Source organism: Pantoea sp. ARC270, assembly GCF_003236725.1.
Classification (GTDB): domain Bacteria; phylum Pseudomonadota; class Gammaproteobacteria; order Enterobacterales; family Enterobacteriaceae; genus Pantoea; species Pantoea anthophila.
The window spans coordinates 85,918-111,213 of record NZ_PUGA01000010.1; the positions used below are offsets into that span (position 1 = coordinate 85,918).

Sequence of the window (25,296 nt, forward strand, 5' to 3'; positions counted from 1 at the left end):
GAGGGGGAAAAATGCTCTCCCGCCGGGCGGCGGGAGAGCAGAACGATTACTCGTTGATATCCGGATGCTGCTGCACCAGATTTTTACGTTTCGCTTCCAGACGGGCGATCTCTGCGTCGATATCTTCGATTTTATTCTCGATGTTATCGTGATGCTCCTGCAGAATCTCGCGCGCTTCTTCCATATCCGACGCGGCGGGTGTGGCCCCTTTCAGCGGCTTGTTCGCGGTCTCTTTCATGAACAGACCGGTAATCAGACCAATCACGGCCACGACCATCAGATAGTAGGCAGGCATGTAGAGGTTGTCGGTTGACTCGACCAGCCAGGCGGCCAGCGTAGGGGTCAGACCGGCAACCAGTACCGAGATGTTAAAGGCACTGGCCAGCGCACTGTAGCGGATGTGGGTCGGGAACATGGCAGGCAGTGACGAAGCCATCACACCGGTGAAGGAGTTGAGGATCACCGCCATCAGCAGCAGACCACCAAAAATCATGCCCAGCACGCCACTGTTGATCATCATGAAGGCAGGGATCGAGAAGACCATCAGGGCGAGACTGCCGATGATAACAAACGGGCGGCGGCCAAAACGGTCACTCATCATGCCGATCATCGGCTGAACAAACAGCATCCCGATCATGATGGCGATGATGATCATCACACCGTGATCTTCGCTGTAGTGCAGGTTATGCGACAGGTAGCTCGGCATATACGTCAGCAACATGTAGTAGGTGACGTTTGTGGCGATGACCAGACCGATACAGGAGAGCAGGCTGCGCCAGTGTTTGGTCGCAATCTCTTTGAAGGAGACTTTCGGGCCATCCTGCAGACCTTCGCGGTCACCCTGTTCCAGCTTGTCCACGTGCTGCTGGAATGCCGGGGTCTCTTCCAGCGCATGACGCAGGTAAAGACCGATGATGCCCAGCGGCAGCGCAACGAAGAACGGCAGACGCCAGCCCCACTCAAGGAAGTTCGCTTCCCCGATAATGGAAGAGATCAGCACGACCAGACCCGCACCCAGTACGAAGCCGGCAATGGAGCCAAAGTCGAGCCAGCTTCCCATGAAGCCGCGTTTGCGGTCAGGCGAATATTCGGCCACGAAGATCGAGGCACCGGTATATTCACCGCCTACCGAGAAGCCCTGTGCCATCTTCGCTAACAGCAGCAGAATCGGCGCCCAGATGCCGATGGAGGCATAGGAGGGGATCAGGCCGATACAGAAGGTACTGACCGACATGATGATAATGGTGATGGAAAGGATTTTCTGACGACCATATTTGTCGCCCAGCATACCGAAGAACAGACCACCCAGCGGTCGGATCAGGAAGGGCACAGAAAAGGTACCCAGCGCCGCGATCATCTGAACGCCTGGCGATGCATCCGGGAAGAAGACTTTACCCAGCGCATAGGCCACAAAGCCGTAAACGCCGAAGTCAAACCACTCCATCGCGTTACCCAGAGAGGCCGCCGTGATGGCTTTACGTAAACGGGCATCATCAATGATGGTGACATCATTGATCCCAATTGGTTTTACACGCTTCCTACGCAATTTCATAGAATTACCCTGTAATGGAACACGAAAGTTCTCAACGGCGCGAGCCGGATGAATCGTACAGACCGCCACGTTGAGAAATTTAAGCATAGCCGTAAATACGCGCTGTTTTAGCGCCCGTTAACACAATAATTACTGTTGTGATTATTGCGAACAGCGACAGAGTATACCGTTTTTGTGTGATATCTGTCATGTTTGGGCTACATGTAGCCTCTTTTTGCCACTGATAAGGCTATTTCTCTCCGCAAAAAAATTATCACTCTGCGTGACAATCGCCGCTTTTTTCAGCACTTGAGCGGCGGTCCTCACGCTTTTCCGGACGGAAGAAATGACGGGCTGGAGAAGGGAGGGAGCGCGAAGGAGATGATCCTGACAAAAGGGAGAACCGCGACGGGCCAATCGGCTATCGGCGTTCTGTCGTCAGACGCCGGTAGCCGGTCAGGTCGTAAGGGCCAGGTCCGGCTCGACGGGCTGGTTGCCCTGTTCGGCCAGCCAGGCAATCAGCCCCGCATTGTCCAGCGGACGCGCGTAATAGTAGCCCTGAATAAAGACCACGCCGCGCTGTTGCAGATAACGGAACTGCAAGGCGGTTTCGACCCCTTCGCCCAGGACTTCCAGCTCCAGCTCATGACTGAGCTGGATAATGGCATCCAGAACGGGTGTTCTGCCCTCAAGCGACTCAATGGTGTTGATAAAGCCCCGATCAATCTTGAGATAATCCAGCGTGAAGGTCTGTAAATAGCTCAGCGAACAGTGACCCGTGCCAAAATCGTCAATCGCGACTTTCATGCCGCAGTGACGCAGGTGTTCCAGTTTGCGTGCCGCCGCCGCGCCCTCTTTGATCAGGCTGCGCTCGGTCAGCTCCAGCGTAATCAGGAACTGCTTATCCCTGACCTGTTCAGCAAAGTGCAGCATATCGTCGACAAAGTCAGGATGCTGCAGGTGCTCCGCCGCCACGTTAATTCCCAGGTGGAAATGGGGCTCTACCTGCCAGCTCCGGACATCCTCTGCGACCAACGCCAGCAGGTGGCGGGTCAGCGGCACAATCATGCCTTCCGCTTCTGCGGCACCGATAAAAATATCCGGCCGCACGCCGTTGCCGTCCGGGGTTGTCCAGCGCAGCAGCGCCTCAACACCGACGCAGCGCTGCAGCCGGTTGTCATAGACCGGCTGATAGTGCGCTCTGAACTGGCCGCTGGCGATAGCGCGCCGGATCTCATCGCGCCAGGAAATACGTCGCTGCAGCCAGTTCGCCATTATCATCATCAGCAGAATAGAGAAGATTGCGGCCATCGGCATAATGATAAACATCACCTGACGCCAGGCCGAAATCAGCTCCGTGGGCGAGGCTATCAGCGTGACCGTCAGCGGATAGCGCTGGGAGGATGCCTGATAAATCGACGGTTTGAACCAGCTGTCGGCGGCAATTTGCGGATCGCCATAGGAGATGGGCGCACCATCACTGAAATCCATGCTGAAATGGTAGCGATGGGTGCTGCTGATGGCGCGCATAAAATCGATCAGATACTGCCCATCGATCACCGCCCAGAAACTTTCGCCGTCGGGCAGGTCGCGCACAAAAATCACGGCGGGACGCGTCGGCACACCGGCGGTACCGGCAATCGACAGGCTCCACCAGGCTTTACCGGTGACGGGGGCATCACGCAGGATCATCGCTTTCAGCGGGGCAGGACGTGAACCATACACCGATGAACAGGCAATTTTTCCCTGCTCCATTTTACCGATAGCGCGAAAATAGGGATTAAGCGAGCCGATGCGCTGCAGCTGGTTTTCAATCTGGCTGCAGGGCACCTGATCAAACTGGCGCAGCTCGGTAATCATATTCCAGGCGCTGTCGCTCATTCTCTCCGCCTGGGATAGCAGGGTTTCTGCCGCGCTCATCTGCTGCTGCTGAACGGTGTGGCGCGCATCCAGTGCGGTAAAAAACAGGCCAATAACCAGAGGCAGCAGGCCGGAGATAATAATCACCAGCCTGGCGTAGTCGCGTTTTCGTTTCAGTAGCGGCACCGCAAAATCCTCTGAATATTATTGGTGTTATCAGGAGGCGCTAATCCGCTGCGCAGAATAACATCTCTCCGGGCGGAGCAGATTAGCGTTTTTGCAATCAATCAGACTGACTCAGGTCAATTATCGAACAGTGCGTGTCATTTATGTGACGTTTGTTTTGTCTTTATTGCGATTCAGCGACACAAATTCAGCAGGCAGGACGCGAGGGATAACGGGCGATGCGCAGCGGTGGGCGAAAGACCCTGCGCCGTCACGGAACGGTCGCAGGGCGGGCGCGTGAATGAAGAATTAGTCAGTAAAAAAGATCTGCTTCAGCGCCACTTCCACCCCGCGCAGTTCAGCCAGTCCTTTCAGGCGGCCAATGGCGGAATAGCCGGGGTTGGTGCGTTTATGCAGGTCATCCAGCATCTGATGGCCGTGGTCGGGGCGCATAGGAATGGCCCGCAGGTTGCCTGCCCGACGACGGCGCTGCTCTTCGGCCAGAATGACCCTGATCACCCCCACCATATCGACATCTCCCGCCAGATGCGCCGCCTCATGGAAACTGGCGGGATTCTCTTCACGCTTCGTGGCGCGCAGATGGACAAAGTTGATGCGGTCGGCATAGGTTTCCGCCATCTCAACCAGCGCATTGTCGGCCCGCACGCCGTAGGAGCCGGTGCAGAAACAGAATCCGTTGTGCAGGCTGTCGACGGTTTCCTTCAGCCACTGCATATCTTCCTGCGTGGAGATAATGCGCGGCAGGCCCAGGATAGGACGCGGTGGATCGTCCGGGTGCACCGCCAGTTTTACGCCAGCCTCTTCCGCCACCGGCACGATGGCGCGCAGGAAGGTCGCCATATGTTCACGCAGTTTTGCTTTGTCGATGCCGTCATACTGCGCCAGCTGCGCCTGAAACTGCTCCAGCGTGTACCCCTCTTCGGCGCCGGGCAGGCCCGCGATGATATTGCGCACCAGCGTGTTTTTCTCTTCCTCGCTCATCGCGGCAAAGCGCGCTCTGGCCGCCTGCTGCTCGGCCGCGCTGTAGTCCTGCTCTGCACCCGGACGTTTTAACAGGCAGAGTTCAAACGCGGCGAACGCGTCGGCATCGAAGCGCAGCGCTTTAGCGCCGTCGGGCAGCGTCCAGGCGAGGTCGGTCCGCGTCCAGTCCAGCACCGGCATGAAGTTGTAGCAGACGGTATCAATGCCGCAGGCGGCCAGATTGCGGATCGACTGCTGATAATTGGCGATATAGCGCAGGTAGTCGCCGCGCTGGGTTTTAATCGCCTCATGAACCGGAATGCTCTCCACGACTGACCAGACCAGCCCTTTTTCCGCCAGCAGGGCCTGCCGGGCTTTGATCTCCTTAACCGGCCAGATCTCGCCGTTGGGAATGTGATGCAGTGCGGTAACGATGCCGGTCGCGCCTGCCTGACGCGCATCATCCAGTGAAACCGGATCGTTCGGGCCGTACCATCGCCAGGTATGTTCCATGTTTGCTCCTTAACTGTGATGTGGCCCAGTGGTCAGGCCGCTGGACCAAGAGTATGATAGTGTGCAAAACAAGGCCGTGATCCGGATCGCAGCATCATAAACTGCATCGGCCAGCGGGCCGATTGAGCAGGACAGGAGGAGAGGACAATGACCCTGGCAGCCATTAAAACGGAGCGGCTCTACCGTCAGATAGCCAACGCCATTATGGCCGGTATCACGCGTGGTGACTTTGTCGCTGGCGGGCTGCTGCCGCCGGAGCGCGAGCTGGCAAAACAGCTGGGCGTCAGCCGATCATCCGTGCGTGAAGCGCTGATTGCGCTGGAGATGACCGGCTGGGTCGATATCCGCACCGGCACCGGGGTGTTTGTCGCCCAGCCGCTGCCGCAGGCCGGGGTTACGCAGGAGAGTGAGGCCTGCAGTCTGCAGGATCTGTTGCAGGCCCGTGAAGCCTTTGAGGGGATGCTGGCGGGCTTTGCCGCCCGAAACGGTACGCCGGAACAGCGGGCGGCCCTGCTGGCGCTGGCCGCTGAGCTGCAGCAGCATCAGGAAAACGATGCCGCCTTTCTGGCTAAGGACAAACGCTTCCACCTGCTGATCAGCGAGATGAGTGGCAATGATGTGCTGCGCGACCTGCTGGAACAGCTCTGGAACAAGCGCCACAGCCCCCATGTCGAGCGGCTGGAGCGCCATTTTGCTGATAACAGCTTTGCGCTGGAGATGAACGCTGACCATCAGCAGATTGCCAGCGCGATTGTGGCGGGGGATGAGGCGGCTGCCCGTCAGGCCATGGAGAACCATCTGCGGCACGTCCAGCAGCGCTTACTTGGTTAAGCCCCGCACCCGTTTAGGTCGTCCGGTGCCCAGCAGAATGGCCAGACGGCTGCCGCCGGGCGTGGTTTCCATCAGGATTTTCGTGATGCTGGTAAGCGGCACCGACAGCAGCATGCCAACCGGGCCCAGCAGCCAGCCCCAGAAGACCAGGGAGAGGAACACCACCAGCGTCGACAGGCCCAGACCCCGGCCCATCAGGCGCGGTTCCAGCATATTGCCAAACACCATATGAATGGCCGTAAACAGGGCGGCCACCATCGCAGCATCAAACAGGCTGTTCAGCAGCAGCGCCTGCAGAAAGGGTGGGATACCGGCAATGATCGGGCCGATGTTGGGGATGAAATTGAGGATAAACGCCACCACCCCCCACAGCAGCGCGAACTTCACATCCAGCAGAAAGAGCGTCAGCCAGACCGCCACGCCGGTGATCAGGCTCACCAGGGTTTTCAGCGCCAGATAGTGGGTCACCCCTTTCAGCGCTTTGTGCAGCCCGGCGATGCGAATCTTGGGATTCACCAGCGCGTTACGCATTTTGTAGGGCAGGTGATGGACCTCAAACAGCATAAAGACGACAGTCAGCACCAGCAGCACGGTGTTAGTCATCGCGCCGGAAAAGCCGCTCAGCGCCACCGTGGCCAGATTCATCATGGTGTTGGGGTCGAAATGTTTGATTAGGACGTCGGTTGAGATGTTGAGATGAAAGCCTGCGGCCAGATGCTGCAGCACCGTCATTTTCTGCTCCATGGTGGCGCGCAGCTGCGGGTAGAGATCGGAAAACTCACTCATTGAGCTGGCGATGATGGCGCCCAGCAGCACCATGACGCAGAAGATCACCGTGATCACCAGCCCGATCGCCAGCCCGCGGCGGAAGCCACGCCGCATCAGCATCGTCACCAGCGGGTTGAGTACAATGGCAAAGAAAGCCGCCAGCAGCAGCGGGACCAGAATGTCGGACGCTGCCCGCACCCCGGCGAGGATAATGACCAGCATTGCCAGTTTGATCAGAATATTTTGTCCGATCTTTTCCCGTTGCAGCTCGCTCATTCCCTCTCCCGTGACGTAAATTGGCTGTTGACAGTGTAGCTGAAAGAAAATTAACAATCTGATTTATCAGAGAAACGGTAAAGCGCGGCGGCAGAAGGGCGTCTTAATCAGCGCCACCACACTCCACTTTCGCGGCAGGGTCTTTGTCCGGCACGCTGCGGCCGGTTGACGGCGCAGCGCCGATACGTCAGCGGTGAAAGCGGGTATAGTCGACGGATAAACCTTATCATACAGCCTGATACGAGCGGGATCTCTCATGCCTGAACAGCCCACAGTGGAACCGGCCACCCCAACCGGCAACCTCCGTCTCACGCTGCTGATCCTCTCTATTGTGGCCTATAACTTTGCCAGCTATCTCACTATCGGTCTGCCGCTGGCGGTGCTGCCGGGATGGGTACATGACCAGCTGGGATTCAGCGCCTTCTGGGCGGGGGTGGTGATCAGCCTGCAGTATGTGGCGACGCTGCTGAGCCGCCCCCACGCCGGGCGTTACGCCGACCTCTGGGGGCCAAAGAAGGTCGTGGTGATCGGGCTGGTGGGCTGCCTGATCAGCGGTCTCTGTATTCTGCTGGCGGCGCTGAGCGACTCGCCGATGACAAGCCTGACGCTGCTCTGTGTGGGGCGGGTGATTCTGGGTCTGGGCCAGAGCTTTACCGGCACCGGCACTTCGTTGTGGGGCGTTGCGCGGGTCGGTTCGCTGCATATTGGCCGGGTCATCTCCTGGAATGGCATCGTCACCTATGGCGCGATGGCGATTGGCGCGCCGCTCGGCGTGGTGATCTTCCGGGCGGGTGGCCTGCTCTGGCTGTCGCTGGTCATTGTCGCTATCTGCGTGGCGGGCATTGTCTGCGCCGTGCCGCGTCCGGCCGTCAAAGCCAGCCGGGCCAGGCCGCTGCCGTTTCGTGCGGTGCTGGGAAAAATTGCCGGCTTTGGCGCGATACTGGCGATGGGCTCGGCGGGGTTCGGGGTCATCGCCACCTTTATTACGCTGTTCTATCAGGATAAAGGCTGGGAAGGTGCCGCCTTTGCCCTCTCCCTGTTCAGTGCCGCCTTTGTTGGCACGCGCCTGCTGTTCCCGAACGCGATTAACCGCCGCGGCGGCCTGCGCGTTGCCAGCCTCTGTCTGGCGGCGGAAGCTGCCGGACTCTTTCTGGTCGCAGCGGCGGGCGACCCCTGGATGGCAAAAGCGGGCGCGTTTCTGACCGGCGCCGGTTTTTCGCTGGTCTTCCCGGCGTTGGGAGTTGTGGCGGTGAAGGTGGTGCCGCAGCAGAATCAGGGCAGTGCGCTGGCGACTTACACCGCGTTTATGGATCTGTCGCTGGGCATTACCGGGCCGATCGCCGGATTTATCATGAACTATGCAGGCGTGTCGCAGGTGTATCTGCTCACGGCGCTGCTGGTCTGCGTTGCTTTTGTCTGCACGCTGCGCCTGCAACGGCGTCAGGCGCTGTCACCGGCAGCCGACGAGACTGCGCCGTAAAACGCGCCCGGGCGGGCCAGCCATCTTTTCAGCGCCTGCCAACACCGGGTTCAGGCCTGCAGCAGTTCAATACTGTGGCGGATCTGCCGTTCCGTTTCATCCGGTGTCCAGCTGTTGAGCTGGCTTGAGAAGGGCTCAAAGGCGTAGATCCCCTTATAGCCCAGCATCTCCAGCCGTTTAACCTGCACGACGCTGTTCAGCACATCGCTGTCACTCAGCATAATGCGCTCCTCATCGGTCAGCTCAGCGGTGGGCCGCCGATCTTCCACGCCCGACAGGTGCACCAGCCCAATCTGTTGCACGTCGACACCCGTGAGGAACTCCTCTTCCGCCTTTTCATAGAGATGGTGATGGAAGGTATCCAGCACCAGCTTAAAGGGTACGCCGGCGGCGGCGATGAGTCGCTGCGCCTCTGCGGTCGAGCGCAGTGAGCTGACCGGGAATCCCAGCGGCTCCACCAGCCCCTGAATGCCATAGTGTTCAAAGCGCGGCGCCAGCTGCTGCATCGCCGCCTGCGTCTCCTGAGGCGACAGGGCAATCCCCTCATTCAATGGACACATCACCAGCGCCTTCGCACCCGTCTGCTGTGCGGTCTGCAGCAACAGCTCTGCGCGGGTCAGCAGATCGTCATCGATACGGTTAAACGGATAGAGCGCATTAATGGTGACGATATCAATCTGATATCTGTCGGTCAGGGCGCGCAGCTGGTCGGGCGTCAGATCGTCTGTCACGCTGCCACCCGGCATGTCATTACGCAACTCAACCTTGCTCAGCCCCAGGCGATGAACCAGCTGAAAAAAGGCCTCCAGCGAGAGCCGGGGAGCAATTTTGCGGTTGATACAGAAACGGGTCGGATCGATAGCCATGTGATTACCCCAAAACAGAAGAAGATTGCGACTAAAGAAAACATTTATTTCATTAATAGTGAATTATGAAATGGAGATTATTGGATCTGTCTCGCATTAATTTCATATTTCGTTTCAGCCGGGTGCTGCCTTGCGGAGGCTCTCCCGCAGAGAACCGCGTCGTGATCGTCTTAAACCACGCCTGCCGGGCTAAGGATTGTTGCCACGGGCGCTCTCCGGAGGTCAGGAGCGCGCCAGGCGCAAGCCGACGGAGAAAATGCGATCTGTGCCGCTAAAAGCAAATCTTCCAAAAAGAATTATTTGAAAAATTTATTCCAATGCAATAGCTTCATAGCACGCTTTCAGCTTTGCCTGGTCAGGCAGCGCGGCAGGTCGCATGGTTCGTCTGCAGGGAACTTAACCATCTAAAGAGGCAACATCATGACAATCACAGGTAACTTTATTGGCGGCAAAATTACGTTCAGCGCCAGCAACGAAACCATTCCTGTTTACGACCCGGCAACCGGCAAAGTGGTACGTGAACTGACGCAGAGTACCGCCGATGAAGTGGCGCAGGCGATTGGTGTCGCGCATGCGGCCTTTGCCGAATGGTCGAAAACCTCGCCCCTGCGCCGTGCCCGTGTCCTGTTCAACTTTAAGGCCCTGATGGAGCAGCATCGTGACGAGCTGGCGGCGCTGATTGTGTCTGAGCATGGCAAAGTCTGGTCTGATGCGCTGGGTGAACTGACGCGTGGCATTGAAGTGATCGAGTTTGCCTGCGGCATCCCGCACCTGCTGAAAGGCGAATACTCCCCTAACGTCGGCGGCGGCGTTGACAGCTATTCGCTGATGCAGCCGGTCGGCGTCGTGGCGGGCATTACGCCGTTTAACTTCCCGGCGATGGTGCCGCTCTGGATGTTCCCGATCGCCCTGGCCTGCGGCAACACCTTTGTTCTCAAGCCACCGGCACTGGACCCCTCGGCGTCTGTGCGGATGGCTGAACTGCTGACCGAAGCGGGCCTGCCTGATGGGGTCTTCAACGTGGTGCACAGCTCAAATGAAGACGCGGAGCAGCTCTACAAAGATCCGCGTATCGCCGCCGTCAGCTTTGTCGGTTCCTCCGGCGTGGCTGAGCACATCTACAAAACCGCCAGCGCGCATGGCAAACGGGTGCAGGCATTTGGCGCGGCGAAGAACCACGCTATCGTGATGCCGGATGCCGATCTGGATGCCACCGTCAACGCCATCATGGGCGGTGCCTTTGGTTCTGCCGGTGAACGCTGCATGGCGCTGCCGGTCGTGGTCGCCGTGGGCGATGATACCGCCGACAAGCTGATTGCCCGCCTGACCCCGCTGGTGCAGGCACTGCGTATCGGCCCCGGTATGAATCAGGGGGCTCTGGAGAATGAGATGGGGCCGGTGGTTTCAGCGGCGCACCAGAAGAAGGTACTGGGCTACATCGACAAAGGCGAACAGGAAGGCGCGAAGCTGGTGGTCGATGGGCGTCATGTCCAGGTCGAAGGGCATGCTGAAGGATACTACGTCGGCGGCACGCTGTTTGATAACGTCACCTCTGACATGGTGATCTGGCGTGAAGAGATTTTTGGTCCGGTGCTGAGCATCATGCGCGCGGCGGATTACGACAGTGCGCTGCAGCTGGTTAACAGCCATGAGTTTGGCAACGGCAGCGCCATTTTCACCAGCAACGGTCACACCGCGCGAGATTTTGTGCAGAACGTTGAAGCGGGCATGGTGGGCGTCAACGTGCCGGTTCCGGTGCCGATGGCATTCCACAGCTTTGGCGGCTGGAAGCGCTCGGTGTTTGGCGCGCTCAACGTGCACGGGCCGGATGGCGTGCGCTTCTACACCCGCATGAAAACCGCCACCGTGCGCTGGCCATCCGGTCAGCAGACCGTGTCTGAATTCAGTATGCCGACCTTAGGCTGATTTATTTCCACGCTGGCAGGATGCGCGACCGGCAGATCACTCTGCCGGTCTTTCTGTTCGCAGGCGGGCTGCACGTCACGCCCGCGCGGCAACTGCAGCGATAACCGTGACAGAGAGGAGGATCAGGATGTCTTTACTGTCTAAAGCCCAGGCCCCTGATGCGCAGGGTCGTATTCAGCATGTGACGCCTGAACGCGCCGGCTGGCGCTATGTCGGGTTTGATGCTTATCTGCTGAAAAAAGGGGAAACCCTGCAGCTTACCAGCGGGGATAAAGAGCTCTGTCTGGTGCTGGTGGCCGGACTCGCCTCGGTGAAAACCCGTCACGCGGCGTTTCCCGGGATTGGTCAGCGCATGTCGCCCTTTGAGCGCGTGCCGCCTTACTCCGTTTATGTGCCGCACGATGATGAGGTGGTGGTTTACGCGGACAGCGATCTGGAGCTGGCGGTCTGCAGCGCGCCCGGTCACGGTCATCTGCCTGCACGACTGATTACGCCCGCAGACGTGGGCGTTGAGCATCGCGGCAAAGGGCGCAATCAGCGTCTGGTGCACAATATTCTGCCCGATGACAAACCGGCTGACAGCCTGCTGGTGGTCGAGGTTTATACCAATGAGGGCGATACCAGCTCTTACCCCAGCCACAAGCATGATGAAGAGAGTGAAAACGAAACCCTTCTGGAAGAGACCTACTATCACCGTTTCGATCCGGAACCCGGCTTCGCCATGCAGCGCGTTTATACCGACGATCGCTCACTGGATGCCTGTATGGCACCTTACAATCGCGATGTGGTGATGGTGCCGCGCGGCTATCATCCGGTTGCGACGCTGGCGGGATACAACAACTACTATCTGAACGTGATGGCGGGGCCTGTGCGGCTGTGGAAGTTTACCTGGGAGAAAGATCACGCCTGGGTGAACAGCGAGAATTATCCGCGTAACACCTAGCCCACGGCGGCGTCAGAAAAGCAGTCTCTCAGCTATAAGGGCAGCGGGTCACGCTGCCCTTTTTTGCGCCCTGAAATCAGCTGGTGCTGGCGTTGTTGAGCGCCAGCGACACCGCCAGCGTCTGCGCCAGGCAGAGAGAGGCAACCTGCGAACGGAAGCCATCCACCTGGGCTTCACGCACCACAAAGCAGACATCGCTGAAGGCGGCCAACGGACTGACCTGGCTGTCGGTAATTGCAATCTGATGTGCGCCGCGTCGGGCGCCCATCTCCACCACTTCGACCGCTTCACGCGCATAGGGTGAATAGCTGATGGCAATCACCACATCTTTAGGATTAACGAGGCTGAGCTGCTCGGTAAACATCCCGCCCAGGCCATCAATTAAAAACGCACGCCGCTCCAGATGACGCAGCGCGTAGACCAGATAGGAGGCGACGCTGAAGGAGCGGCGCAGGCCAATCACATAGATATTCTCTGCCTCGCTCAGCAGTTTTACCGCCTTGTTCAGCTGTTCAGGATTCACCTGCATCGCCAGCTGCTGCAGCGCCTGGCTGTTTACCATCGTAAAGACGTTGAGGATCTCCGACGGACTCTCAGGGGCGCTGGCGTTGTCATCGGTGGATGTCTGACGGAACAGACGCGCACGCTCGGTGTAGTTGACCGTCTCTTCCATCAGGTGCTGACGAAAAACCTGTTTCATTTCGTTGAAACCGCTGAAGCCAAAAGCATTAGCAAAGCGAATCAGGGTAGAGGGGGGCACATCGGCCTGCTGGGCAATCGAGGCGACGGTATCAAACGCAATACTGTTACTGTTATCAAGAATGTAGCGCGCAACCTGTTTAAGACGTTTGCTCAGCGTTTCGTAGCGGCGACGAATATCGTCCTGCAACAGAGAAAGTTGGGTGGGATTATTGTTCATCACTTCTGCCCGAATAATTAGAATAATGGCTGTATAATGAGCGCCATAGTATCAGATGGATGGAAAATTTCATTTGTTTGCGTCAATCGCGCGGTTTATTTCATGGCTTTATGAAATGGTTCACAGATTGGCTTGAGAGCCCGGTATGCGCCTCTTCACAGGCGATAAGCGGGTGAAAACCGGCGTTAAATATCTGTGGCGGGTGAGAAACCACGGTCAGGATCTATCTGGCAGCAACGCATCAGCCAGATGAGCAGGGAACACGGTCAGAAGAGGAAAGCGTCCCGCGTCAGGGATGACGCGGGCCGAGCATGCCATGGATGGCGGGTGTCGCGTCTTTCCGATCTGACCGTGTTCCCGGCGTCTGCACTTTCTCAAAGCGGCTTTTAGCAGAACGGCATCAGGCGCGCGCCGCGCGCCAGTATTCAATCAGCCGCAGATAGTTTCCTTTGACGCGCGCAATCAGCGCCTGATCGTCCAGTTCCCCCTGCAGCCACTCGCGTGAAGGCTGACCAAAAATAGTCCGGCCCACCGCAAAGCCTTTCACCCAGGGTGCACTGGCCGCCGCGGCAAAGCCCGCTTTCAGCGTCTCTTCGGGCGCATCCAGACCCAGTAACAGAATGCCGCGACAGTAAGGGTCCTGCTGCTCAATCAGCGTGCCGATCGCCTCCCAGCACGCTGCCGACAGCGGCGGCAGTTTCCACCAGTCAGGCTGGATGCCCAGAGTGTAAAAATGGCGCAGAATGTCCACGTAATAGGCTTCATTCCTGTCCGGATTGCTCTCAGGCAGGATCACTTCCAGCAGCAGCTCATGGCCGCTTTTGTTACAGCCCTGCCAGACGTCGAGTATCAAATCATCCTGCTCTTTGCGCAGTTCTTCACTGTCGTGAGGATGGTAGAACACCAGACACTTCACCACATGCTCCGCGGGCCAGTCGATCAGCTGCGAACCGATATTGCCATGCTCCAGGCGCAGCGGACGTGAGCCGGGCTGCTCAATCGGACGGCCAATCCACCACTGCTTACCGGTAATCGCATTCAGCGCTTTCTGCCCGTAGGTGGTATCCGCAAGAATCCCGCTTTTATTCTCTAACCCCGCCTCTTCGGCAGCCTGCTGAGCGGCTTTCAGCAGCAGCAGCTTCAGCGGCGGGATCCGGCTGGCCTCCACGCCCGCCTCCTGTGCCATCTCCGCCAGCTGTTTGCGGTGGTCAAAGGCAAAAACATTCAGCTCCGGCCACTGCTGTTTGCGGGTAGTGACCCGGTGCAGATGATTCAGACGGCTGTCGAGATCAGGACGCTTCACCGCATCGTCGCGGCTCAGGAAATCATCCAGTTCGGCTTTGGTCGGCATGGCGGGTGCACAACCGTGGCGTGAGACTACCAGCGCCCCACAGGCATTGGCGTAACGGCACGCCTGCTCCCAGCCTTCATCATTCAGCCAGCCGCGCAGCAGTCCCGACATAAAGGCGTCACCTGCACCCAGCACGTTGAGCACGTCGACGCGCACACCGGTGTGCAGGCGGGTCTCTTCCCAGCTATCCGGGATCGCTCCCTCAAACACCACGCAACCCAGCGGACCGCGTTTGCAGACCAGCGTCGCCTGACTCGCCTGACGCACATTTTTCAGCGCGGTCAGGGTCTCCGTGCTGCCACCGGCGATGTGAAACTCCTCTTCGGTACCCACGATCAGATCGAAATAGTGCACCACTTCCTGCAACTGCTGCGTCACCTGGGAGGATTCAATGAAACGCGTTTCACCGTCACCCGGCGAGGTCAGCCCCCACAATACCGGGCGGTAATCGATATCCAGCGCGGTGCGAAGGCCGTTCTGGCGGGCAATCTGCAGCGCTTTCAGCACCGCTTCACGGGTCTGCGGATGGGAGAGGTGGGTACCGGTCACCGCCACGGCGCGGGCTGAGGTAATGAAAGCCTCATCCACGTCATCCGGCACCAGGCCCATATCCGCGCAGTTATCGCGGTAGAAAATCAGCGGAAAAGTCTCTTCATCTTTGATGCCGAGGATCACCAGCGCGGTCAGGCGCCGCGGATCGGTAATCAGCGCATCCGTGTTACAGCCGACGCGCTGCAGTTCTTCACGCAGAAAGCGGCCATTGTGCTCATCCCCGACCCGCGCCAGCATGGCCGATTTCAGCCCCTGAATCGCGGTGCCATAGGCGACGTTGCCTGACGATCCGCCCAGATACTTCGCAAAGGAGGTGACATCTTCCAGCCGTGCTCCAATCTGCTGACCATAAAAATCAACGGCAATACGCCCGATACAAATCACATCAAGCGGCTTCTGTTGTGCATTCATACCTGTGGTTTCCTTCTGTGACTGGCAGAGCCGGCGGGCAAAACGCGCGACGTCAGATGCGCGCTGCGTTCGGGTCTGTAAGAGCCTGACTGGCGATGAGGGCAGTATGAGGAATAAAAATTCCACATTCAATGTGAAATGAAATATCCATCGCAAATTTGTGAACCAGGTAAAAATCCTTAATCTCCTCTCTCCGCCTGGGTGCTGAGAGGATGATGCCCGCTGCAGCGGGGGCGTGAAGGCGAACGCACCTGCTGGCGTGCCGTTCAGCCAGGCGATGGCAACGGAATGAATTTTTTTATCGTACCCGGCTCATGGCTAAACGTTCCGCTTTTCACCCTCGCGACAGCCTGCCAGGGCTGACGCAGCGGCTAAATTTGATCTCACTCGCAAAATGAAATGTTTCTTCTGTAAGCGTGTTTTATGAAAAATATATTTGTTTATAATCGCCTCACGTTTCAGTTATTCCGGTCGCCTTTTCCGCCGATGACAGCGCCTGGCGCGGTGTTACGGGAGTCGGGGTCCGCCAGCATGTAAAGGAAAAGCATATGGGCACAATCAGACTGACCACGGCACAGGCGCTGGTTAAATTTCTGGATAACCAGTTCATCGATGTTGATGGCACTGAGACGAAATTCGTCAAAGGCATCTTCGCCATCTTCGGTCATGGCAACGTGCTGGGGCTGGGCCAGGCGCTGGAACAGGATAGCGGCGATCTGGTGGTCTGGCAGGGGCGTAATGAGCAGGGGATGGCCCATGCCGCTACGGGCTTTGCCCGTCAGTCGCTGCGCCGGCAGATTATCGCCTGCAGTTCGTCAGTGGGACCGGGTGCAGCCAACATGATCACCGCTGCGGGCACCGCGACGGCCAACCGCATTCCGCTGCTGCTGCTGCCCGGCGACGTCTTCGCCACGCGCCAGCCCGATCCGGTGCTGCAACAGATTGAACAGAGCTACGACCTCAGCATCAGCACCAACGATGCGTTCCGCGCGGTCAGCAAATACTGGGACCGCGTCAGCCGCCCGGAGCAGCTGATGTCCGCCTGTATCAACGCCATGCGGGTGCTGACCGATCCCGCTGAAACCGGTGCGGTTACCCTGTCGCTGCCGCAGGATGTGCAGGGCGAAGCCTGGGATTACCCCGACTACTTCTTCCAGAAACGGGTGCACCGGCTCGATCGCCGCCTGCCCGTCGCCGCGCAGCTGGCGGATGCGCTGACCCTGATTTCCCGCAAGCGTAAACCGCTCATTATCTGCGGCGGCGGGGTGAAATATTCTGAAGCGGGTGAGGCGCTGCGCCAGTTTGCCGAGCGCTATCAGATCCCCTTTGCGGAAACCCAGGCGGGCAAGGGCACGCTGGTTTCTGACCATCCGCTGAATGTCGGCGGCGTCGGTGAAACCGGCTCGCTGGCCGCTAACCTGCTGGCGAAAGAGGCCGATTTAGTGATCGGCATCGGCACTCGCTATACCGACTTCACTACCGCCTCCAAATGGATTTTCCGTCATCCTGATGTCAGCTTCCTGAACATCAACGTCAGCAACTTCGACAGCTACAAGCTGGATGGCGTGCAGCTGCTGGCCGATGCCCGTGAGGGGCTGACGGCGCTCACCGCCGGGCTGGCATCACAGCACTACAGTAACGACTGGGGCAGCCAGATTGAAGAGGCGCAGAGCCAGCTGCTGAAAGAGACGCAGCGCGTCTATCAGGTGGCCTGGCATGATGGCGACTTTGTGCCGGAGATTGCGGATCATCTCGACCGCGACGCGGTGTTTGCTGAGTTTAACCAGCTGACCCACTCCTGGCTGACGCAGAGCAGCGTGCTTGGCACCCTGAATGAACAGCTGCCCAAAGAGGCGGTGGTGGTAGCGGCGGCGGGCAGCCTGCCGGGTGACCTGCAGCGCGTCTGGCGCACCAAAGATTACAACGCCTACCACGTCGAATATGGCTACTCCTGCATGGGCTATGAAGTCAATGCCGCGCTGGGCGTGAAGCTCGCTCAGCCGCAGCGTGAGGTCTATGCGCTGGTCGGGGATGGCTCCTTCATGATGTTGCACTCCGAACTGGTTACCTCCATTCAGGAGGGGGCGAAGATCAACGTGGTGCTGCTGGATAACATGACCAACGGCTGCATCAATAACCTGCAGATGGAACATGGCATGGACAGCTTCACCACCGAGTTCCGCTTCCGCAACCCGGAAGGGGGCAGGCTCGATGGCGGCTTTATCCCGGTCGATTTCGCCGCGATTGCCGCAGGCTATGGCTGTAAAACCTACCGGGTTACCACGCTTGAAGAGCTCAGGGCGGCGCTGGAAGATGCCCGCACCCAGACGGTTTCTACCCTTATCGACATCAAAGTGCTGCCAAAAACCATGATCCACAAATATTTCAGCTGGTGGCATGTCGGGGTAGCGCAGGCTTCGCAGACCGAACGCGCCCAGGCGGTAGCGGACAAGCTCAACACGCATCTCGGCCAGGCGCGAAAATATTAATTTCAGGGCCGTATCGCGGCCCGTTTTCCTCTTCTCCGTACGAACCCTACACAGGTGTAATTATGACTTTGAAACTTGGCGTCATCGGTACAGGTGCAATCGGTCAGGAACATATTCGTCGCTGCAGCCACGTGCTGCAGGGGGCACAGGTGGTGGCGGTCTCTGACATTAATGTCGAGGGTGCGCGTGCCGCCCTGCAGCGCCTGAACATTGAAGCGGAGGTTTTCCAGAACGGTCACGACGTGATTCAGTCACCGGATGTCGAGGCGCTGCTGGTCACCTCATGGGACCCCACCCATGAAGAGTTCACCCTGGCGGCGATTGCCGCCGGAAAGCCGGTGTTCTGCGAGAAGCCGCTGGCGATGAGTGCCGAAGGCTGCCGCCGGGTGGTGGAGGCGGAGATGAAGGCGGGAAAACGGCTGGTGCAGGTCGGCTTTATGCGGCCTTACGATGCGGGCTACCGCGCGCTGAAAAAAGTGATCACCGATGGCGATATTGGTGAGCCGCTGATGCTGCACTGCGCGCACCGCAACCCAACGGTGCCGGAGAACTACACCACGCCGATGGCGATCACCAACACCCTAATCCATGAGCTGGATGTGCTGCGCTGGCTGACAAATGATGACTACAAAACGGTGCAGGTGGTCTTCCCGCGCGTCACATCGAAGACGCATGGGCAGCTGAAAGATCCACAGATTGTTCTGTTCGAAACCCGGAAAGGGGTGCGCATCGACGTCGAGATTTTTGTGAACTGCGCCTACGGCTACGACATCCAGTGTGAAGTGGTGGGGGAGGAGGGCATTGCGCGTCTGCCCGAACCCTCCTCCGTGCAGCTGCGCAAAGAGGCGCGCCTGTCGAACACGATCCTGGTCGACTGGAAAGATCGTTTTATCGAGGCGTATGACGTGGAGCTGCAGGCCTTTATTAATGATATCAGAGCGGGCCAGCTGACCGGTCCTTCGGCCTGGGATGGTTTTGCCGCCTCGGTAGCCGCCGATGCCTGCATCAAAGCGCAGAACAGCGGGGCGATTGAGCCGGTAGAGATGCCGCCGCGTCCTGATTTCTATCGCTGATTCAGCCCTGTATGCGGCCTCGCCGCGCTCCGTCCGGGAATAAGATGATGAACAAAGAAAAAGTAAAACTGGCGATCGCGCCGATTGGCTGGACCAACGATGACATGCCAGATCTCGGCCATGAAAACACCTTTCAGCAGACCGTCAGTGAGATGGCGCTGGCAGGCTTTACCGGCAGCGAAGTGGGCAGCAAATACCCGCGCGATCCGGCGATCCTGAAACCGATGCTCGATATCCGCGGCATCGAAATCTGCAACGCCTGGTTCAGTACCTTCTTCGCCAACGGCGATAAAGCAAAAACCATCGATGAGTTCATCAATCACATGAACTTTCTCCATGCAATGGGGGCGCGGGTGATTGGCTGCTCTGAGCAGAGCAAAAGTATTCAGGGCACCCCGCTGGCGGTGTTTGAGCAGAAACCCATTTTCAGTGATGAGGAGTGGCAGTTAACGGCCGACGGCTACAACGAACTGGCACGCCTGGCGGCAGAGAAGGGGATGCGCGTCACGCTGCATCACCATATGGGCACCGGCATTCAGACCACCGAAGAGATTGACCGCTTTATGGCCATGACTGACGATCGGGTCGGATTGCTCTATGACACCGGCCACATCTACTACTCCGAGGGGTCACAGCAGCAGATGCTGGCGGTGCTGGAGAACTATCTGCCGCGCATCTTCCATGTTCATCTCAAGGATGTACGTGATGAGGTGGTCGCGGCGGTTCGCGAGAATCATCTCTCCTTCCTGGAGGGGGTGAAAAAGGGCACGTTCACCGTTCCGGGCGATGGCGTAATCGACTTTAAGCCGGTGTTTAAAATTCTGGATGAGTATGGCTATCAGGGCTGGATGGTCGTGGAAGCGGAGCAGGATCCGGCACTGGCCAATCCATTTGAATATGCGGTCAAAGCGCGAAAATATATTCGTGAGAATGCGGGGTTATAAACAGCTCTGAGAATGCTGGCCTCCCTGCAATGCAGAGAGGCCAGCGATCGGCTTATTTCAGCGAGATGCTCTTCACGATGTTGTCAGCATCGCTCTGCGCCTGCTGCTGATTATCGCCTGGCAGCGTAATCTGCAGCGTCACCAACTTGCCGTCGACCTTCGCCAGCACCACCGAAGACCAGGAGGTCTGGTTGTTGGCAGAGATCACCGTATCCAGCTGCTGAGCAGGCTGATCTTTCAGCGTTACCGCTTTGTTCGACACCACCTGCAGCTGCGGGTCGCGGTTACGCTGCTGCTGCTCCATACGCTGCGACAGCACATCCAGCGCTTCGCTGGTCGGCTCACCGGCAATCACGATGATGGCGCGGGCACCGGTTTCATCCGCATAGACATGCATATTGGTTGTCTGCGAACCCAGTTTGCCGCTTTTGTCTGACATGCCTGGCGGCAGTGAGAAGCTCAGTTTGCCATCCATCAGCGTCACGGTTTGCGCCGACTGACTGGCGCTGACGCCGTTGTCATTCGCCGCGTCATCTTTCTTCTGATCGCAGGCTGCTAAGCCCAGAACCAGTAAGCCCATTCCTACATATTTCACCAGGTTACGCATCAGAATCCCTTTTTAAATTTCCGGTCAGGCATCAGTACAACAGGAATCAGGCTGCAAACGCAACCTGATGATTGTCAGAAGATCTTAGCGGGTAATGGCGGAAAAATGTATGGCGGATTAGCCGAAATTTACCTGGCGGGCAGTCTGGCGTTCAGCCAGACGTTTCAGCGCGGCGTTAAGCAGCACACCGTAAGCGGGCAGGAAGAAGACCATGCAGATCAGCACCTTGAAGCTGTAATCCACCAGCGCAATCTCCACCCAGTGCTGCGCCATAAACGCATCGGGACTTTTATAGAAGGCGATAAAGAAGAAGGCCAGCGTATCGCTGATATTCCCCAGGAACATGGCACAGCCCGGTGCGACCCACCACTGCGGCAGGCGGCGCAGCCGGTTGAAGACGTGAACGTCGAGGATCTGGCCCAGCGCGTAGGCCATAAAGCTGGCGCAGGCGATGCGGGCCACGAACAGGTTCATCTCTTTCAGTGCCTGCCAGCCCTGCCACTCTCCCTGATAAAACAGCGACGAAACGCCGTACGAGATAAACAGCGCCGGGATCATCACCGCCAGGATAATACGACGGGCCAGCGGTGCGCCAAAAATACGCACGGTGAGATCGGTCGCCAGGAAGATAAACGGGAAGCTGAACGCGCCCCAGGTGGTGTGGAAGCCAAAGACAGAAACAGGCAGCTGAACCAGGTAGTTGCTCGATGTGATCACCAGCAGGTGAAACAGCGACAACCAGAAAAGCGCATGCATGCGCTGACGCGAAGAAAATGCGAGCATAGTCAACCTTTTTAATGTTGGGGTGAGGGAACCCATTGCGGGACACCGTTCGGGCGGTGCCAGGCAGTTTTATGAGCAAAAAGCGGCGGCATATTACCGCGTTGTGCTTTTTATGCAATGGTTAATTTTAGCGCAATCGTTATCGCCTTGCGTCACGGTCAGCACGCGCTAGAATGAGCGCCCCTGACCTGAAGCGAGTTGAATATGAGCGATCTTTTTTCCTCTGCCGACCATCAGCTGGATGCCCGCGGCCTGCGTTGCCCGGAGCCGGTGATGATGGTGCGCAAAACCGTACGTGGCCTGCAGGAGGGTGAGACCTTGCTGATCATCGCCGACGATCCCGCCACAACCCGCGATATTCCCGGCTTTTGCCGCTTTATGGAACATGGTCTGCTGGCGCAGCAGACGGAGACGCTGCCCTATCAGTTTCTGATCCGCAAAGGGATGGCGGGATAACCCCAGCCGCACCGGCCGCTGTTATCCCCGGCCCCTGGCCAGCGCTGCGCGCTCAGTCACGGTGGCGCAGCAGGCGCAGCGCGTTGGCCGTTACCAGCGCGGTCGCACCGGAATCCGCCAGCACCGCCAGCCAGAGTCCGGTCAGCCCCAGCAGGGTCGTGACCAGAAAAATCGCCTTCAGCCCCAGCGCAATGCCGATATTCTGACGGATAATGCGGCGTGTCCGGCGCGCCAGCGCAATCATCGGGGCCAGTTGCGTGAGCTGATTCCGCGTCAGCGCTGCATCGGCCGCTTCCAGTGCCACATCGGTGCCGCTGCCCATGGCAATGCCCAGCGTTGCTGCTTTCATTGCCGGTGCATCATTGATGCCATCCCCGACCATCGCCAGCGGCTGCTGCTGACTCAGCTCACGGATAGCGGCCACTTTATCGGCGGGCAGCAGGCTGGCGCGATAATCGATCCCCAGCTCGCGGGCGAGCGTCGCGGCGGCGCGCGGGTTATCGCCGGTCAGCATCAGGCTCTCAATGCCGAGCCGGTTCAGCCCCTGAATGGCCGCCACTGCATCGCTGCGCAGCCGATCGCGCAATGCCAGCGCACCCAGCGCCTCACCGTCGCGCATCAGCACCACCAGGGTGTTACCTTCCTCCTCCTGCTGCGCAATCTGCCTGCGCTGCTGTGCGGTCAGCCCTGGCGCATGAGCGGGCGTCAGCAGTTCAATCTGCTGCTCTGCTACCCGGGCCCGGATGCCGCGTCCGGCCAGAACCTGCTGATCCCGTGCATCCGGCATCGCCAGATGACGCGCCTGGGCGGCCGCCACAATGGCGCTGGCCAGCGGATGGGTCGCCCCCTGTTCGGCTGCGGCGCTCAGCGCCAGCATCTCCGCTTCACTGGCCGCGCCAAACCGCAGGATCTGCGTCAGCTGCGGTTTGCCCGGCGTCAGGGTACCGGTTTTATCAAACGCGACTCTGCGCAGCGAACTCAGCCGCTCCAGCGCCGCGCCGCCTTTGATCAGTGCACCCTGCCGTGCCGCCGCCGCCAGCCCGGAGGTAATGGCCGCAGGGGTGGAGATCACCAGCGCACAGGGACAGCCGATCAGCAGCAGGGTCAGGCCTTTGTAGATCCACGGCTGCCAGTCGCCTGCGCCGAGCAGGGGCGGCACCACCATCACCAGCAGCGACAGCAGCATCACCAGCGGCGTATAGAGACGGCTGAACTGGTCGATAAAGCGCTCGACCGGAGCACGGTGTGTCTCCGCCTCTTCAATCAGCTGCAGGATACGGTCAATAGCGCTTTCACCCGGTTCCGACACCACTTCCAGCTCCACCTGGCGATCCACGCTGGTGGCACCGGCGGGAATCGTTTCGCCGCTGGCTCGCGTGACCGGCAGTGACTCACCGGTCAGCGCACTCTCATCGAAGCTGGCGAGCGGGCTGATTAACCGGCCGTCGACCGGTAGTCGGCTGCCCGCCGCCACTTCAATCCGATCGCCGGGACGCAGCGCCGTGAGGGGAACTTCCGTGCGCTGACCCTGTTGCAGGCGGATCGCAGATTCAGGCCGTAACGCCATCAGGCGGGTCACCCCGCTGCGCGCTCTGGCGGCGGCATAGCCTTCCAGCTGTTCACCCAGCTGAAACAGCAGCAGCACCATCGCCGCTTCGGCGTGGGCGCCAATGATCAGCGCGCCCGCCGACGCCAGCGTCATTAATGTTTCGATGGTAAACGGCGAACCGCTGCGCAGGCGCTGCCAGGCGCCGCGTGCCACCGGGGCCAGCCCGATGAGCGTGGTCAGCACAAACAGCCGATCGCCCCAGGCCGGCGCGAACTGGCCGAGAACGCTGCTGAGCAGCACCAGCAGCGCCAGTAAAAGCAGCATCCGGTTTTGCTGCCAGCCAGGACGGGCGTCGGGGGGAACTGAGGTGGCTGATGAGGCCGCCAGCTCAAATCCGGCTTTTCTGACCGCCTGTTCAACGGCGTTCCGGACATCCTGGCTGGCGCTGACGACGAGCTTCTCGCTGCTAAACAGTACGCGGGCGTCGGTGACGCCGCTTACCTTGCGCACGGCCGTCTCAATGGAGCGGGCGCAGCCGGGGCAATCCATCCCGCTGACCTGCCAGCTAAAGGGGTAACCGGCGTCTCGCCGGTCGCTTTCCTCTGCGGCGTCGGCCTCCGTGCCAGGGCTGCTGTTGCTTTCACAGCAGCAGCCTGCCGTATCAGCCGTTACGGGTGTCGCAGCATGAACAGAAAGGGAGAGGGGGCGGGCCTGGCGAACCTGGCACAGCGGTTTTGCTGCAGCGTGACTGGCACGAGGTTTGCCACAGCCACAGGCGTGATGTTGGTGCATATGACCTCCGGAGCGTAAGAAGAGCGGGATGAGCCATGCAGCTCATCCCTTATCCTACACTCTGGAGTGGACTCCAGAGTCAAGCCGCTTTTATCACACCACCCACAACGAGCGCACGATCATAAAGTGACCGGCAAAATAGCAGGCGGCGACGATGGCGCTGTCGGCGGTGAAGCGACGACGGTAGTGAGAGACAAACCAGATGATGTTTGCCAGCAGCAGCAGCGCTGAACCCACCATGATGGAGAAGCTGTAATCCGTCGGACGGAAGAAGTACTGCTCGGTGGCGATCCAGGTCATGACCAGGGTCATGCCGATGAAGGTGCAGACAGGCCAGCGCAGATCTTCCAGTCGGCTCCACAGCACGCCTATCAGGGCGACACCGATGATCAGCAGCGTCAGCGGGATCGGCCAGAAGAAGGTCATGGTCATGCTGGCGGCGAAGCAGAGCGTATAGAGCAGATGCGACAGGAAAAAGGCTCCTACGGCGTAGAGCATCTGCTGACGCGGCAGCAGCGTCAACGCATCACCGATCAGGGTTGCGATCAGCCCCGCCAGAATCAGGTAGTCCGTGGTCTGCAGCACCGGTGCCTGCCAGGCCAGACCCACCAGCAGCAGCAGGGTGACCGGTTTAAATAGCCAGCGTTGCCACTGCGGGCCGCGATAGGTGGCATCGACATAGAGCCAGCCGGAGAAAAGGACAGCGAGGAAAGACCAGAGCATTGTTTCTCCCTTTTTTATTCAGAATGATGAAAGATCCCAAAATATCCCTTCCAGTTTAGGTTACGCCTCAGAGATGTGACAATCAGGCAACTCTGGTTGTATCCTTTGCTCCCTGTTTCATCATCTCCTCAGGCACAGATTCACCATGAGTAAACCCCCGCTGATTTTTATTATCGTCCTGGCGGTTATCGCCGTGCTGGCCACGCGTCAGTTCATCAAGCAACGCCGTGAAGGCGCGGTCAATGACGCGTCTCCGGTGCGGGCGTTGCAGGCTGAAGTCAGAACCAAACGGGAATTTCCGGCGCCCAATCGCCGTTCACGGCAGCGGGAAGTGATCGCCGGCGAAGAGATGCGGTATGAGGCCCTGTTTCATCCGCTGAACGGGGCCAGCGATATTAAGGTGCAGATTAAAGAGGCGGAGTACCATCAGCTGGATAAAGGGGCGAGGGGCGAACTGAAGATGCAGGGCACGCGCTTTATCAGCTTCACGCCCGTGCAGTAACTGGC

At 58.8% G+C, this 25,296-nt stretch carries 20 protein-coding genes; 9 read left to right on the plus strand and 11 right to left on the minus strand.

The features are described from left to right. Window positions 1-46 precede the first annotated feature (46 nt). From proP to uxuA, 3 genes are all read right to left on the minus strand, one after another. A complete protein-coding gene (proP, locus tag CKF42_RS06925) occupies window positions 47-1,552 on the minus strand; it encodes a glycine betaine/L-proline transporter ProP (RefSeq protein WP_009087842.1) in 1,506 nt (501 codons plus the stop codon). 435 nt (window positions 1,553-1,987) lie between these two features. Beyond that, window positions 1,988-3,577, minus strand: a complete 1,590-nt coding sequence (locus CKF42_RS06930) for an EAL domain-containing protein (protein ID WP_111207851.1) — start codon at window positions 3,575-3,577, stop codon at window positions 1,988-1,990. Window positions 3,578-3,865: 288 nt separating this feature from the next. Further along, window positions 3,866-5,050: a mannonate dehydratase gene (gene uxuA / locus CKF42_RS06935; protein WP_111207852.1), complete on the minus strand. Its 1,185-nt coding sequence runs from the start codon at window positions 5,048-5,050 to the stop codon at window positions 3,866-3,868. A gap of 147 nt (window positions 5,051-5,197) precedes the next feature. Between uxuA and CKF42_RS06940 the strand changes: the two genes are divergently transcribed. Continuing rightward, the gene (locus CKF42_RS06940; protein ID WP_111207853.1) at window positions 5,198-5,881 is read left to right on the plus strand and encodes a FadR/GntR family transcriptional regulator; all 684 of its coding nucleotides are present in this window, start codon (window positions 5,198-5,200) and stop codon (window positions 5,879-5,881) included. On the opposite strand, the gene CKF42_RS06945 is transcribed toward CKF42_RS06940, so the two are convergent. Continuing rightward, complete coding sequence (locus CKF42_RS06945; RefSeq protein ID WP_009087834.1) at window positions 5,870-6,925, minus strand: AI-2E family transporter; 1,056 nt, start codon at window positions 6,923-6,925, stop codon at window positions 5,870-5,872. The genes CKF42_RS06940 and CKF42_RS06945 overlap by 12 nt on opposite strands. A gap of 256 nt (window positions 6,926-7,181) precedes the next feature. Here CKF42_RS06945 and CKF42_RS06950 point away from each other — a divergent pair, with 256 nt between their 5' ends. Further along, window positions 7,182-8,405 carry an MFS transporter gene (locus CKF42_RS06950; protein ID WP_111207854.1) on the plus strand — a complete coding sequence of 408 codons (1,224 nt, stop codon included), beginning with the start codon at window positions 7,182-7,184 and terminating at the stop codon, window positions 8,403-8,405. Between the two features lie 50 nt (window positions 8,406-8,455). Here the strand turns inward: CKF42_RS06950 and CKF42_RS06955 are convergent, their stop codons facing one another. Beyond that, entirely contained in the window at window positions 8,456-9,271 is an 816-nt protein-coding gene (locus CKF42_RS06955; protein ID WP_111207855.1) for a TIM barrel protein, read from the minus strand. A 420-nt stretch (window positions 9,272-9,691) separates the two neighbouring features. On the opposite strand from CKF42_RS06955, the gene CKF42_RS06960 reads away from it, so the two are divergent. Both CKF42_RS06960 and iolB read left to right on the plus strand, forming a co-directional pair. Continuing rightward, window positions 9,692-11,197 (plus strand): CoA-acylating methylmalonate-semialdehyde dehydrogenase, encoded by a 1,506-nt coding sequence (locus CKF42_RS06960; RefSeq protein WP_009087827.1) that lies wholly within the window; start codon window positions 9,692-9,694, stop codon window positions 11,195-11,197. Window positions 11,198-11,324: 127 nt separating this feature from the next. Next, window positions 11,325-12,140, plus strand: coding sequence for a 5-deoxy-glucuronate isomerase (gene iolB / locus CKF42_RS06965; RefSeq protein ID WP_111207856.1), 816 nt, complete (start codon window positions 11,325-11,327; stop codon window positions 12,138-12,140). A 76-nt stretch (window positions 12,141-12,216) separates the two neighbouring features. On the opposite strand, the gene CKF42_RS06970 is transcribed toward iolB, so the two are convergent. Together CKF42_RS06970 and iolC are read right to left on the minus strand one after the other, a co-directional pair. After that, on the minus strand, window positions 12,217-13,059 hold the full coding sequence (locus CKF42_RS06970) for a MurR/RpiR family transcriptional regulator (protein ID WP_046100758.1): 843 nt from the start codon (window positions 13,057-13,059) through the stop codon (window positions 12,217-12,219). 400 nt (window positions 13,060-13,459) lie between these two features. Further along, window positions 13,460-15,373: a 5-dehydro-2-deoxygluconokinase gene (gene iolC / locus CKF42_RS06975; RefSeq protein WP_111207857.1), complete on the minus strand. Its 1,914-nt coding sequence runs from the start codon at window positions 15,371-15,373 to the stop codon at window positions 13,460-13,462. 548 nt (window positions 15,374-15,921) lie between these two features. Here iolC and iolD point away from each other — a divergent pair. From iolD to iolE, 3 genes are all read left to right on the plus strand, one after another. After that, complete coding sequence (gene iolD / locus CKF42_RS06980) at window positions 15,922-17,862, plus strand: 3D-(3,5/4)-trihydroxycyclohexane-1,2-dione acylhydrolase (decyclizing) (RefSeq protein WP_058956959.1); 1,941 nt, start codon at window positions 15,922-15,924, stop codon at window positions 17,860-17,862. Between the two features lie 62 nt (window positions 17,863-17,924). Beyond that, window positions 17,925-18,935, plus strand: a complete 1,011-nt coding sequence (locus CKF42_RS06985; protein WP_111207858.1) for a Gfo/Idh/MocA family protein — start codon at window positions 17,925-17,927, stop codon at window positions 18,933-18,935. A gap of 47 nt (window positions 18,936-18,982) precedes the next feature. Next, a complete protein-coding gene (gene iolE / locus CKF42_RS06990; RefSeq protein WP_111207901.1) occupies window positions 18,983-19,879 on the plus strand; it encodes a myo-inosose-2 dehydratase in 897 nt (298 codons plus the stop codon). 52 nt (window positions 19,880-19,931) lie between these two features. Here iolE and CKF42_RS06995 read toward each other — a convergent pair whose 3' ends face one another. Both CKF42_RS06995 and CKF42_RS07000 read right to left on the minus strand, forming a co-directional pair. Continuing rightward, window positions 19,932-20,486 (minus strand): DcrB family lipoprotein, encoded by a 555-nt coding sequence (locus CKF42_RS06995; RefSeq protein ID WP_009087815.1) that lies wholly within the window; start codon window positions 20,484-20,486, stop codon window positions 19,932-19,934. A gap of 117 nt (window positions 20,487-20,603) precedes the next feature. Continuing rightward, entirely contained in the window at window positions 20,604-21,269 is a 666-nt protein-coding gene (locus CKF42_RS07000) for a 7-cyano-7-deazaguanine/7-aminomethyl-7-deazaguanine transporter (RefSeq protein ID WP_111207859.1), read from the minus strand. Between the two features lie 204 nt (window positions 21,270-21,473). On the opposite strand from CKF42_RS07000, the gene tusA reads away from it, so the two are divergent. Beyond that, window positions 21,474-21,725, plus strand: coding sequence for a sulfurtransferase TusA (gene tusA, locus CKF42_RS07005; protein WP_009087811.1), 252 nt, complete (start codon window positions 21,474-21,476; stop codon window positions 21,723-21,725). Window positions 21,726-21,777: 52 nt separating this feature from the next. On the opposite strand, the gene CKF42_RS07010 is transcribed toward tusA, so the two are convergent. Both CKF42_RS07010 and CKF42_RS07015 read right to left on the minus strand, forming a co-directional pair. Then, complete coding sequence (locus tag CKF42_RS07010) at window positions 21,778-24,066, minus strand: zinc/cadmium/mercury/lead-transporting ATPase (RefSeq protein WP_111207860.1); 2,289 nt, start codon at window positions 24,064-24,066, stop codon at window positions 21,778-21,780. Window positions 24,067-24,159: 93 nt separating this feature from the next. Continuing rightward, window positions 24,160-24,789 carry a lysoplasmalogenase gene (locus tag CKF42_RS07015; protein WP_009087807.1) on the minus strand — a complete coding sequence of 210 codons (630 nt, stop codon included), beginning with the start codon at window positions 24,787-24,789 and terminating at the stop codon, window positions 24,160-24,162. A 145-nt stretch (window positions 24,790-24,934) separates the two neighbouring features. On the opposite strand from CKF42_RS07015, the gene CKF42_RS07020 reads away from it, so the two are divergent. Further along, the gene (locus tag CKF42_RS07020; RefSeq protein ID WP_009087805.1) at window positions 24,935-25,291 is read left to right on the plus strand and encodes a DUF2500 domain-containing protein; all 357 of its coding nucleotides are present in this window, start codon (window positions 24,935-24,937) and stop codon (window positions 25,289-25,291) included. The last annotated feature ends 5 nt before the right edge of the window (window positions 25,292-25,296 follow it).